14 protein-coding genes are annotated in these 11,831 nt (G+C 66.2%); 8 read left to right on the top strand and 6 right to left on the bottom strand.

Annotation, left to right across the window (positions count from 1 at the left end; translation table 11 throughout):
* Nucleotides 1–157: 157 nt before the first annotated feature.
* Nucleotides 158–643, top strand: a complete 486-nt coding sequence (locus A6A04_RS04485) for a MarR family winged helix-turn-helix transcriptional regulator (RefSeq protein WP_082914692.1) — start codon at nt 158–160, stop codon at nt 641–643.
* Between the two features lie 58 nt (nt 644–701).
* Nucleotides 702–2,015: an adenylosuccinate lyase gene (purB, locus tag A6A04_RS04480; RefSeq protein ID WP_068490321.1), complete on the top strand. Its 1,314-nt coding sequence runs from the start codon at nt 702–704 to the stop codon at nt 2,013–2,015.
* Nucleotides 2,016–2,037: 22 nt separating this feature from the next.
* Here purB and A6A04_RS04475 read toward each other — a convergent pair whose 3' ends face one another.
* The 5 genes from A6A04_RS04475 to A6A04_RS04455 form a co-directional block, all read right to left on the bottom strand.
* Nucleotides 2,038–2,766, bottom strand: a complete 729-nt coding sequence (locus A6A04_RS04475; protein ID WP_245651072.1) for a hypothetical protein — start codon at nt 2,764–2,766, stop codon at nt 2,038–2,040.
* A 77-nt stretch (nt 2,767–2,843) separates the two neighbouring features.
* The gene (locus tag A6A04_RS04470) at nt 2,844–3,614 is read right to left on the bottom strand and encodes a DsbA family protein (RefSeq protein ID WP_068490317.1); all 771 of its coding nucleotides are present in this window, start codon (nt 3,612–3,614) and stop codon (nt 2,844–2,846) included.
* A gap of 68 nt (nt 3,615–3,682) precedes the next feature.
* Nucleotides 3,683–4,513, bottom strand: coding sequence for a carbon-nitrogen hydrolase family protein (locus A6A04_RS04465; protein ID WP_068490315.1), 831 nt, complete (start codon nt 4,511–4,513; stop codon nt 3,683–3,685).
* The gene (gene grxC / locus A6A04_RS04460; protein ID WP_068490313.1) at nt 4,513–4,773 is read right to left on the bottom strand and encodes a glutaredoxin 3; all 261 of its coding nucleotides are present in this window, start codon (nt 4,771–4,773) and stop codon (nt 4,513–4,515) included. Before grxC ends, A6A04_RS04465 begins: the two co-directional genes overlap by 1 nt.
* A gap of 48 nt (nt 4,774–4,821) precedes the next feature.
* Nucleotides 4,822–5,550, bottom strand: a complete 729-nt coding sequence (locus A6A04_RS04455; RefSeq protein WP_068490311.1) for a ComF family protein — start codon at nt 5,548–5,550, stop codon at nt 4,822–4,824.
* 47 nt (nt 5,551–5,597) lie between these two features.
* On the opposite strand from A6A04_RS04455, the gene A6A04_RS04450 reads away from it, so the two are divergent.
* The 5 genes from A6A04_RS04450 (at nt 5,598) to A6A04_RS04430 (ending at nt 10,662) form a co-directional block, all read left to right on the top strand.
* On the top strand, nt 5,598–6,539 hold the full coding sequence (locus A6A04_RS04450; RefSeq protein ID WP_082914691.1) for a methyltransferase domain-containing protein: 942 nt from the start codon (nt 5,598–5,600) through the stop codon (nt 6,537–6,539).
* On the top strand, nt 6,539–7,261 hold the full coding sequence (sfsA, locus tag A6A04_RS04445) for a DNA/RNA nuclease SfsA (protein ID WP_068490309.1): 723 nt from the start codon (nt 6,539–6,541) through the stop codon (nt 7,259–7,261). The genes A6A04_RS04450 and sfsA overlap by 1 nt, the downstream gene beginning before the upstream one ends.
* On the top strand, nt 7,230–8,075 hold the full coding sequence (gene map / locus A6A04_RS04440; protein ID WP_068490307.1) for a type I methionyl aminopeptidase: 846 nt from the start codon (nt 7,230–7,232) through the stop codon (nt 8,073–8,075). Before sfsA ends, map begins: the two co-directional genes overlap by 32 nt.
* 136 nt (nt 8,076–8,211) lie before the next feature.
* The gene (locus tag A6A04_RS04435; RefSeq protein WP_068490305.1) at nt 8,212–9,324 is read left to right on the top strand and encodes a hypothetical protein; all 1,113 of its coding nucleotides are present in this window, start codon (nt 8,212–8,214) and stop codon (nt 9,322–9,324) included.
* A 72-nt stretch (nt 9,325–9,396) separates the two neighbouring features.
* A complete protein-coding gene (locus A6A04_RS04430; protein WP_068490303.1) occupies nt 9,397–10,662 on the top strand; it encodes a hypothetical protein in 1,266 nt (421 codons plus the stop codon).
* A 152-nt stretch (nt 10,663–10,814) separates the two neighbouring features.
* On the opposite strand, the gene A6A04_RS04425 is transcribed toward A6A04_RS04430, so the two are convergent.
* The gene (locus tag A6A04_RS04425; protein ID WP_172822731.1) at nt 10,815–11,345 is read right to left on the bottom strand and encodes a class I SAM-dependent methyltransferase; all 531 of its coding nucleotides are present in this window, start codon (nt 11,343–11,345) and stop codon (nt 10,815–10,817) included.
* Nucleotides 11,346–11,413: 68 nt separating this feature from the next.
* On the opposite strand from A6A04_RS04425, the gene A6A04_RS04420 reads away from it, so the two are divergent.
* The gene (locus A6A04_RS04420; RefSeq protein ID WP_068490302.1) at nt 11,414–11,827 is read left to right on the top strand and encodes a DUF1178 family protein; all 414 of its coding nucleotides are present in this window, start codon (nt 11,414–11,416) and stop codon (nt 11,825–11,827) included.
* Nucleotides 11,828–11,831 lie beyond the last annotated feature (4 nt).

Here is an 11,831-nt window from a genome sequence, read left to right as displayed (position 1 = left end):
CCCCTCTCGATCCCCGTGGCGGCAGGATAGCCGCCCGGAGCTTAGAGCGTCGAGCCCCATATCTGAAACGGCCCTGTTTCTCATGGGGGGCGCCGCTCTATGGTCGCAACCGCCCATACTGTTTATCGCTGTAATCCCTTATTGTGGCGCAGGCGGAATGCCCATATACTCCGCCCTCGTGAGCCAGCCATACTTCGACATCATTCGCCTGATCGAACGCCTGCACAGACATTTCCTTGATGTCTTGCGCACGGAGTTGCGTCGTCTGGGCATCGAGGACATCAACGCCGTCCAGGCGCTGTTGCTCTACAACATTGGCGAGAACGAAGTGGTGATCCGCGACCTCAAGGATCGCGGCTATTACCAGGGCTCCAACGTGTCCTACAATATCAAGGCGCTCACCGAGTGCGGCTACCTGACCCAGGAACGCTCGCCCCATGACCGCCGCTCGGTGCGCCTGAAGCTGGCGGACAAGGGCCTGACGCTGTGCAATGCCATCCGCAAGCTGCAGAACGATCTGGCCGCCGCCCTGGGCGGTGACGAGCAGACCCAGGCCGAGCTGGTGACCACGCTGGACACCATGCAGCGCCTGGAGCGCACCTGGACCGACTTCGTCCAGTATGGCCGCATCCGCAGCCTTTAATCCTTTCCTCCGACGTGCTATCTCCGCCTCCTGATTTCGTCCGAGGAGGCGCCGAGCCATGATCCCCCGTTATTCCCGCCCGGAGATGGTCCAGATCTGGACGCCCGAGAACCGCTTTCGCATCTGGTTCGAGATCGAGGCCCATGCCTGCGACGCCCTGGCCGAGATCGGGGTGATCCCCAAAGACTCCGCCAAGGCCATCTGGGCCAATGGCGACAAGCCCTATACGCCCGAGCGCTCGGCCCGCATCGACGAGATCGAGGCCGTCACCAAGCATGACGTCATCGCCTTCCTGACCGAGCTGGCCGAGCATATCGGCCCCGAATCCCGCTTCGTCCACCAGGGCATGACCTCGTCGGATGTGCTCGACACCTGTCTGGCTGTGCAACTGACCCAGGCGGCCGACATCCTTCTGGCCGGGATCGACCGGGTGCTGGCGGCGCTGGAGGCCCGGGCCTTCCAGTACAAGGATCTGGTCTGCATGGGCCGGTCCCACGGCATCCATGCCGAGCCGGTGACCATGGGCCTGAAATTCGCGGGCTTCCACGCCGAGTTCCAGCGCAACCGCCGCCGCCTGAAGTCGGCGCGGGAAGACGTGGCCACCTGCGCCATTTCCGGCGCGGTCGGCACCTTCGCCAATATCGATCCCCGGGTGGAGGAGCATGTGGCGGCCAAGCTGGGCCTGAAGCCCGAGCCGGTCTCGACCCAGGTGATCCCGCGCGACCGCCATGCCCAGTTCTTCGCCACGCTGGGCGTCATCGCCAGCTCCATCGAGCATGTGGCCATCGAGATTCGCCACCTGCAGCGCACCGAGGTGCGCGAGGCCGAGGAGTATTTCTCGCCCGGCCAGAAGGGCAGCTCGGCCATGCCGCACAAGCGCAATCCGGTGCTGACCGAGAACCTGACCGGCCTGGCCCGGCTGGTGCGCGGCATGGTGACCCCGGCGCTGGAAAATGTCGCCCTGTGGCACGAGCGCGACATCTCGCATTCCTCGGTGGAGCGCATGATCGGCCCCGACGCCACCGTGACCCTGGACTTCGCCCTCAACCGGCTGGCCGGGGTGATGGAAAAGCTGGTGGTCTATCCCGATGCGGTGGAGCGCAATCTCAATCAGCTGGGCGGGCTGGTGTTCTCGCAGCGGGTGCTGCTGGGCCTGACCCAGGCGGGCATGAGCCGCGAGGACAGCTATGCCGCCGTCCAGCGCAATGCCATGAAGGTCTGGCAGGAAGGCGCCGTGTTCCTGGACCTGCTCCAGGCCGATCCCGAGGTCACCGCCAAGATTTCCCCCGCCGCCCTGGCCGAGCTGTTCGACATGGGCTACCACACCAAGCATGTGGACACCATTTTCAAGCGGGTGTTCGGCAAGGCCTGAGGCGGTTCAACGAGGGGGGGGCTTACGCCCCCTCGAGGCGACGCAGAAATTCCGCCAGGGCGGTGACGGTGGCATCGCCCCATTTGGCCCGCGCCCCGGCGGGATTGGCGCGCAGGGCCGCGGCCAGATCGGCGAACAGCGCCCGCATCAGGGCGGCGAAGCCGCTTTCTCCCAGGCGGAAGGATTCGTCGGAGGCGCCACGGCGGACCGGCGTCAGATTGGCGTTGACCATGTCGCTGAACCAGATCCGGCGCTTGTCGAAGCTGGAAAACGTCCCCGCGACCACCACCAGCGCCTCGTTGACCAGGGCCTTGGCCTGGGGATCGGCGTAGATGGCCGCCCAGTCCAGGCTGCCATCGGGGGCGGTGTGGCGGGACAGGATGGCCTCGCAGGTCTGGTCGCACTGCTGGTACAGGGCGGGGCCGATCATCTTGCCGATGGCCAGGTTGAAGCCGGGGATGATGCGGCGCGACATGATGCCGGAACCGCCGTCATCGCCGGTGCGCGCCGGGAACAGATGGGCGAAGCGACGGATCAGGATGCGGTCGAACGGCATCTTGCGCGCGCTTTCCAGCAACAGCGCCTCGCGGGCGATGGTGCACTCGTCGAAGGCGCGCTGGTAGTAGCCCTTGAAGCGGCTTTGCTCGGCGGCGACAAAGCGCTGGGCCAGGGCACGGATCTGGGCGGCGGACAGACTGCCGCCCGCCTTGCCCGCCTCCACCTCCAGGCGAGTGACGAAATGGCCGACCATGGTGGCGCCGACGCTTTCGCAGCAGCGCGGTCCCGCCTTGGAGTATGGGGGAGGCTCGCCGGTCCCGCCCAGGGGCGTCAGCCCTTCTTGGCCAGACCCTTGCGGGCGTTGTCGATCAACTGCTTCAAGGTGGACTGGTCCACGGCCGAGGACAACAGGCGGTCGCCGACGATGAATGTGGGAGTGGCGCCGATTTCCAGCGACCGGGCCAGCTCGGAGACCTTCTTCAGTTGACGGTCGATATCCGGGCCGTTGATGTCCTTCTTCAACTGCTCGACATTGAGTCCGGCTTCGCCCGCCAGACGGAAGATGGTCTTCTCGTCCAGGCGGCCGCGGAACTTCATGAAGGCGCGGTGGACATCGTCATACTTGGCTTGGCCCTGGGCCTTGGCCACCAGGGCGACCCGGGCGGCCAGCACCGAATCGGGACCGAGGATCGGCATTTCCTTCATGACCAGCTTGGTGTTCTTGTCGGCCTTGACGGCTTCCAGGACCGGATCGAAGGTCTGCTTGCAGAAACCGCAGTTGTAGTCGAAGAATTCGACCACCACCACGTCGCCCTTTGGGTTCCCGGCCACGGGATCATCGGGATTGTTGAAGATCTCGTCGCGGCGGGCTTCCACCATCTTCAAGGCGTCGGACTCGGCCTGGGCGCGCATCTTCTCGCGCAGCGCCTCCAGGGCCTCGCCCAGCACCTCGGGGTGCTCCATCAGATAGTCGCGCACCACCTTCTTGACCGCATCCACCTGCTTGGGCGACAGCGGCATGTTTTCCTGGGCCTGGGCCGGAATGGCGGTCATGGCCAGGGTGGAGGCGAGGAAAGCGGCGGCGAGGGTCCGGACGATCATCTTGGGGGCAACCTTTGGAGGGGCAGGGTGTCGGGCATATTGGCCGAAGCCTGGGCCGGGGGCAAGTCTCAGTCCCGCCCCGGCATGGCGAAGGGGCGGTCGTGGTCCAGGCAGGGAATCTTCTTGCGGGCGTCCTCGACCTTGCGCGGGTCGATATCGGCCATGACCCAGCCGGGTTGTTCCAGGGCATCGGCCAGGATCTCGCCCCAGGGGCTGACGATCAGGGCATGGCCATAGGTCTGGCGGTCATTGACATGCTCGCCGCACTGGGCGGGGGCGAAGACATAGCAGCCGGTCTCGATGGCCCGCGCCCGCAGCAGGACGTGCCAATGGGCCTTGCCGGTGGTGCGGGTGAAGGCGGCGGGCACCGCCAGGAAGTCGCAGCCCGCCTTGGCCAGCGACCGGTACAGGTGGGGGAAGCGCAGGTCGTAGCACACCGACAGGCCCAGCCGTCCCCAGGGCAGGGCGACGCCGACCGCCCGGTCGCCGGGGGTGAAGGTGGCGGATTCGCGGTAGACCTCGCCCAGGCCAAGATCGACATCGAACATGTGGATCTTGTCGTAGCGGGCCTTGATGTCGCCGGTCGGCGCGATGACAAAGCTGCGATTGGCGACCATGCCGTCCGCCACCAGCACATGCAGGCTGCCGATATGCAGCCAGGCGCCGATCTCGCGCGCCAGGTCGCGGAAGAATTTCAGCGCCAGATGCTCGTCCTCGGGCATGGCCTTCAGCACGATGTTGGAGCGTCCCCATTCCATCATGGCGACGTTTTCCGGCATCAGGATCAGGTCGGCCCCGGCGGCGCGGGCCTCGACAGCCAAGCGGGCGGCGGCGTCGCAATTGGCGCTCAGGTCGTTGGAGGCGTTGACCTGGAGGCAGGCGGCCTTGAAATTCCGCATCACTTGCCCGCCAGCATGGGATCAAGCTTGCCGGCACGGTCGAGGTCGTACAGGTCGTCGCAGCCGCCCACATGGACGCCGTCGATGAAGATCTGCGGCACGGTGCGGCGCCCGCCCGCCCGGTTGGTCATGTACTGGCGCAGGCCGTCGTCGGTGGTGACGTCGATCTCGGTATAGGTGGCGCCCTTCTTGTCGAACAGCTTCTTGGCGCGGACGCAATAGGGGCAGACTTCGGTGGTGTAGATCTCGATCTCGGCCATGAGTGGCTCCATGCTTGGCGTTTTTCCTATATAGCGCAGGCGGCGCGATCACTCCACCCGGATCACCCGCCCCAGGGTCAGCACATCGACCCGGGCGGCGCCGCCTTTGATCAGGACCCGGGCGCATTCCGCCACGGTGGCGCCGCTGGTAAGCACGTCGTCCACCAGCACCACCCGCTTGCCCCGCACCAGCCCCTGGCGCTTGGGATTGAGCTGGAAGGCCCCGGCCACGTTGCGGGCGCGCGCCGCGCGGTCGAGATGGCCCTGGGGCGGGGTGCGGCGGCGGCGCAGCAGCAGGTCGGGGGCGGCGGCGACTCCCGAACGCCCCGACAGGGCCACGGCCAACAGGGCGGCCTGGTTATAGCGCCGCGCCAGCAGCCGCCAGCGATGCAGGGGCACCGGCACCAGCAGGTCGGCCTCGGCCAGCAATTCAGCACCGGCCCGGGCCATCCACAGGGCGAAGGCGGGCACGCCCTCCAGCCGGTCGGCATGTTTGAGGCGCAGGATCAGCGGTTTGGCGGCCTCGTCATAGCGCAGTACCGAACGGGCACGGGCGAAGGCGGGGGGATGGCGCAGGCATTCGCCGCACAACGCGCCCTCGCCCAGGTCGAAGTCGAAGGGCAGGCCGCAGCAGGCGCAGGCGGGAGGGCCGAGGAACGTCACCTGGGACCAGCAGGTGGGGCACAGGCTGCCGGGCTCCGCCACCGGAGCCTGACAGGCCAGGCACAGCGGCGGCAGCAGGGCGTCGATGACGAAACGCGCGAATATCCGCAGCATCTTCTCTCCTTCCCCCTGGCCTGGACCTTATGGCATAGTCCGCGCGCATGAGAATCTTCGACAGATCGTTGGTGCGCAAGCGGCGAGACCGCGCCAGTGAAGGATTTCCCGCCCATGACTTCCTGGTGCGGGAGGTGGCCGAACGTCTGGCGGATCGCCTGGACGACGTCACCCGCCGCTTTCCCGTCGCCCTCGATCTCGGTTGCCATACCGGCGAGATGGCCGACTGCCTGAAGGGCAGGGGCGGCATCGAGACCCTGATGCAGTGCGACCTGTCGCCACGCATGGCCGCCCTGGCCGCCCGCAACGGCCGCCCCACGCTGGCCGCCGACGAGGAATGGCTGCCCTTTGCCCCCGCCAGCTTCGATCTGGTGATCTCGAACCTGTCGCTGCACTGGGTCAACGACCTGCCCGGCACCCTGATCCAGATCCGCCGCATCCTGAAGCCCGACGGGCTGTTCCTGGCCGCTATGTTCGGGGCGGGTACCCTGGCCGAGCTGCGCCAGGTGCTGATGGATGCCGAACTGACCGAGGAAGGCGGCGTCAGCCCCCGCGTCGCGCCCTTCGCCGACGTCAAGGACCTGGGCGGGCTGTTGCAGCGGGGCGGATTCGCCCTGCCGGTGGTGGATTGCGACGCCATCACCGTGACCTATGCCGATCCCATGCGGCTGCTGGCCGATCTGCGCGGCATGGGCGAGACCAACGCGGTGGCGGAGCAACGCAAGACCCTGACCCGCCGGGCCACCCTGCTGCATGCCCTGTCGGCCTATCAGGCCCGGTTCGGCGGCCCCGACGGGCGGCTGCCCGCCACCTTCCAGATCATGACCATGACCGGCTGGTCGCCCCATCCCGACCAGCCCAAATCCGCCCTGCCGGGTAGCGCCACCCATCAGTTGTCCGATATCCTGGGCGGCGGCGCCAATGGCGGCGGCTGGGGGGGCGGCGGCTCGTTGAGCTTTGGCGAGCGGTGCTTGCCCGACAAGTCCTGATGCGGTTCACCCACCCGCTTACCCATGCCGTGCTGATCCGCCGCTACAAGCGGTTCCTGGCCGATGTCCGCCTGGACGACGGCAGCGAGGTCACCGCCCATGTGGCCAATTCCGGCGCCATGCTGGGCACCGCCGAGCCCGGCATGACGGTGTGGCTGTCGCCCGCCTCCAATCCCGATCGCAAGCTGAAATGGAACTGGGAGATGGTGGAGGTGGACGGCCATCTGGTCGGCGTCAACACCGCACATCCCAATCTGATTGTCGCCGAGGCCGTCCGCGACGGCCTGATCAAGGAGCTGACCGGCTATGACTCCCTCCGGCGCGAGGTGAAATACGGCGTCAATTCCCGCATCGACCTGTTGCTGGAAGCCGAGGGCCGCCCCAAATGCTGGGTGGAGGTCAAGAATGTGCACCTCAAGCGCGGCGATTGGGCCGAGTTCCCCGACGCGGTCACGGTGCGCGGCACCAAGCATCTGGGCGAGTTGCGCGAACGGGTGCGGGTGGGCGAGCGGGCGGTGATGCTGTATCTGGTGCAACGGGCCGACTGCGTGGGGTTCCGGCCCGCCGCGGATATCGACCCGACCTATGCGGCGGCCCTGGCACAGTCCATGCGCGACGGCGTCGAGGCGATCTGCTATATCTGCCGTCTCTCCCTGGATGGAATTGCCATCGGCCCCAACTTGCCCATCGATGTCCCCGGCGGCATCGCTGAACGGATGTGAAAGATTTCAGGAATTGGACGATCAGGACTCCTCACGAATTCGCCTGCACGGCCCCGCTGATTTCGAAGGCATGCGGCGGGCGGGCCGCTTGGCGGCCGAAACCCTGGACTTCATCACGCCCCATGTGGTTCCCGGTGTCGCCACCGCCGAGATCGACCGTCTGTGCGCCGAGTTCATCAGCAGTCGCGGCGCCATCAACGCCCCCATGAACTATCGCGGTTTTCCCAAGTCCATCTGCACCTCGGTCAATCATGTGGTCTGCCACGGCATACCGGGTGAGAAGAGGCTGGAGGACGGCGATATCGTCAATATCGACGTGACCCCCATCCTGGATGGCTGGCACGGCGATTCCTCGCGGATGTATTTCGTCGGCAAGGTGGGGGTGAAGGCCCGCAAGCTGGTGGAGGTCACCTACGAGGCCCTGATGCGCTCCATCGAGGTGGTCAAGCCCGGGGCCACCCTGGGCGATGTGGGCCATGCCATCCAGAGCTTCGTCGAAAATCATCGCTTTTCCGTGGTCCGGGATTTCTGTGGACACGGTTTGGGGCGGGTCTTCCACGAGGCCCCCAACGTCATGCATTTCGGTAAGCCCGGCCAGGGCGTGGTGCTGGAACCGGGCATGTTCTTCACCATCGAGCCCATGATCAATGCCGGGCGGGCGGAAACCAAGATCCTGGCCGATGGCTGGACGGCGGTGACCAAGGATAAGTCACTGTCGGCCCAATTCGAGCATTCCATCGGAGTCACAGCCTCGGGTTGCGAAGTCTTTACCGCATCTCCCGCCGGACTGCATTGTCCGCCTTATAATGAGTGAAATCGTCTTCATTGTGTGAAGGCGATCACATTCCCCTAGCTGTGATGTGGTCTAGTCTGGTGATAGTCCTACCAGCCCCCGTCATATTGGGGTAAATTAGGCAATAAATTTAACCCATTGACGAAAGGAGCCGGTCATGGGTGCAAACGCCACCGCCATGACCGACACGGCCACAGCGGTCTTCCGGATCAACGGTACCCTTCAGGGGCCGGTGGTCGATATCCTTGGCCAGTTCCTGCCGGAGCTCAAGGCCCTGCCGCGCGAGCAGGCCTATGACCGCACCCTGGATGATCTGGGGCTGTTGGCGCGGTGTTTCGAGATTTTCCGCAGCGAGCGCGCGCGGTTCCGCCAGGTGGTGGTGGACGAGCGCCGCCGCCCGGTGACCGAGGACAATGTGCCGCTGTCCTGCGGCCGCACCCTGGCGGAAGTCATCGCCATGGTGGTGCGCACCGCCGCCAAACGCTATTTCCGCCGCACCCTGATGCCCAGCACCCGCGAGGCGGGGAACAGCGTGCCGGAAACCCGCAGCGCGGCTGACGAACTCTATGACGCCATCAAGGCCTATCTGCTGCACGAATGGCAGGTGCCGCTGGTCCCGACCTATGCCGAGATGGAACCGGCCCTGGTGCGGCGCGTCGGTGCCAAGATTCTGGATGCCCGCGAGCCCGAGGCCCTGGCCCGTCTGATCGCCGATCCCGATGCTCCGGTGATGCGGCCCGAAATGCCCGCCCGGACCGATACCATCGTTGTCGGCACCGCCGGGTTGAACGGGGCGCTGCTGCAGGGGGCATCGGCGCCTGGCGAGTCCGGTCCCTCGGTACAGGCCACCGATCCGCGCACGGCGGTTTTGACGGATATCCTGTCGGCCGATGGCTTGCGCCTGCGCACCGAGGCTTTCAACCAGATCCTGCTGGACCCCGAGGTCCGGGCGGCTTTGCCCAACGCCGATCAGATCGTCAAGATCAGCGACGTGTTGCGTGGCGTCGGCGCGACCCCGGCATCGCTGCTGGTGGAAGGCCTGGGGCTGCGCAAGGACCAACTGGCGGTGATGCTGCTGGTGGCCCATGACAGTATCGGCAGCACGGTGTTCGGCCGTCTGTTCGGCCCGCGCGCCGATCCGGAACTGGTGTCGCGCATCGTCGATCGCGCCCGGGTGCGGGCGCTGGGGCCGGGATCGGACGTGCTGGACTGCGCCATTTTCATGCGTGGTGTCTTCGCCCGCTTCGGCCATCGGTCGCGACGGGACTGACTTCCGTAGGCTTGGGTTTTCCCGCGAAGCGTCCTACCTTTGTAGGATGGATCGAACTGAACGGACCCATTGATGCCGCGCCTGCCTTCCGCCGTGCAAGCAGACATGGTTCGCCGCATCAACCTGACCCTTGAAGGGCCGGTTGCCGAGGTCATGGCCCAACTGGTGCCGGAGCTGAAGAAGCTGCCGCGCCGGGGCGTGCTGGAGCATGTCCTGGACGATCCCGAACTGCTGGACCGTTGCTTCAAGGCCTTCCGCGCCAATCCGGAGAGATTCGCCGCCCTGCTGGTGGACCAGCACAATGTCCCCGTGGAAACCGCCGACGCCTTGCTGTCGTGCGGCCGCAGCCTCGACGACGTGGTGGCCATGGTGGTGCGTACCCATGCCAAGCGCCATTTCCGCAAGCGCCTCGATGGCGAGAACCGGTCGCTGCGCGGCGCCTCGCGGCAAGACAAGGAGGCGGAGAGGGGCAGCGGCATGCTGGGCCGGTTGGTCAAGCTGTTCGTGGCCGGTCCCGGCGCGGCCAAGGCCAAGCGCGGCCGGGGAGAAGCGCTTTACGACGCCTTCAAGGAGCACCTGCTGCACGACTGGCAGGTGCCGCTGGTGCCGGAGTATTCGACCCTGTCGCCGCAGATGGTGAAGCGGCTGGGCAGCCGTATCCTGGACTACAAGGTCCCCGAGGATATCCGGCGTTTGCGCGACAATCCGAAGGAGCTGCCGGTTCCTTCCACCCTGCCCGAGGCCATCCCCACCTTCCTGCTGTCGGCCAAAGCTAAGGCCGAGGCCGCCAAGACCAAGGAGAAGGCCAAGTCGCTGGGGGTGTCTCCCAGCGGTGGCGCCGAGGCGGGCGATGGGGCGCGCATGGCGCCCATCGAGACCGCCAAGCCCGCTGCCGCCACCCAGGACCGCCGCGCCCGCCTGGCCGAGGTGCTGACCCCCGATCAGAAGCGCCTGCGTGGCGCCGCCTTCACCATGACCCTGCTGGACCCCGCGGTGCGGGCGGCCTTGCCCAATGCCGAGCAGACGGTGCGCATCACCGGCTTGCTGTCCGAGATGGGCGGCTTGCCCGCCAAGATGCTGGTGGGCGATCTTGGCTTGCGCACCGACCAGTTGGCGGTGACCACCATCATTCTGTTCGACATGCTGGGCGAGGACATGTTCCGCCGTTCCTTCGGAGTGCCGGGGAATCTGGACTATGTGGGCAAGTTCGTGGAACGGGCCAAGGCTGCGGGAATTTCGCAGGATACCGAGCTTTCCGATCTGGCGGCCTTCATCGGCAAGATGTTCGCCGGGGTGAAGAAGGCCCAGCCGCCCAAGACCGGCGCCATCGTGACCTGATTGGGTTTCCCCCCTTCTAGTGTTTGTCCGATTTAGGCGGAAGCTTTCTCGCTCCTCGTCATGGCCGGACTTGATCCGGCCATCCATGGACCCTCGGGTCAGGCCCGAGGGTGACGAGAGGGAATGTTGACTCCACCAAACTCGGACAGACTCTAGGGCAGCGGGGCGGGGCCTGGACCATTGATGGCGCACAGGCGCTGCACCACCTTGCGCCCCGCCTCGATGCCGTCCTCGAAGGCCACCACCGTCAAGCCCGTGCAAAGACGCAACAACTCGCCGCGCTCCAGCAGATGATCGGGATTGCGCGGACGGCCGAAAACCTCATTGCCCAGGGCGAAGGTCTCGTAAAGCAGCAAGCCGCCCTCTTCCAGACTGCCCAGCAGTGCCGGGAACAGGGGGCGCCACAGATAATTGGTGACAACCACCACGGCGAAACGGCGGTTGGGCAGCGGCCAGGGCGATCCATCCTCCAGGTCGGCGGCGATGCGCTCGGCCCCAACCGCCAGGGCGGCCTGGGCCACATCGCGGTCCACCGCCGTCACCGGATGGCCCCGCTCGAGGAACAGCCGCGAATGGCGTCCGCCGCCGCAGGCGAGATCCAGCACCGCTCCGCCCGGCCGCGCCAGGGAAGCGAAGCGGGTGATCCACGGCGACGGCTCGATCTTGCACGCATCCATGCCCATGGTGTTTTGCGTTCCTCCCCGGTTGGGTCTTATACTATGGGTCCGCGATGGACGGGACGTGACCTCAAATGATTTTGTTTGAACTGCGCTGTGGCGACCAGCATCAATTCGAAGCCTGGTTCAAGGACGGCGCCACCTATGACGCCTTGGCCGCCGCTGGCGGCATTTCCTGTCCGATCTGCGGCGGCACCAGCATTGAAAAGGCCCCCATGGCGCCCCGGCTGGCCAAGGGACGCGGCGATGCCCTGGATGTGCGCGAAGCGGTGGGTGAAGTCCGCAAGGTGCTGGTGGAAATGAAGCGGCAGGTCAAGGAAAGCTGCGACTATGTGGGCGAGCGCTTTCCCGAGGAGGCGCGCAAGATTCACTATGGCGAGGGTGAATCCCGCCCCATCTATGGCGAGGCGACCGTCGAACAGGCCAAGGAACTGGAAGAGGAAGGCGTGCCGGTGCAGCGCATTCCCTGGGTCAAGGACGGCAACTGAGGCT

The organism is Paramagnetospirillum marisnigri (genome assembly GCF_001650715.1).
GTDB lineage: Bacteria > Pseudomonadota > Alphaproteobacteria > Rhodospirillales > Magnetospirillaceae > Phaeospirillum > Phaeospirillum marisnigri.
This window is presented reverse-complemented; position numbering and strand designations above follow the sequence as displayed.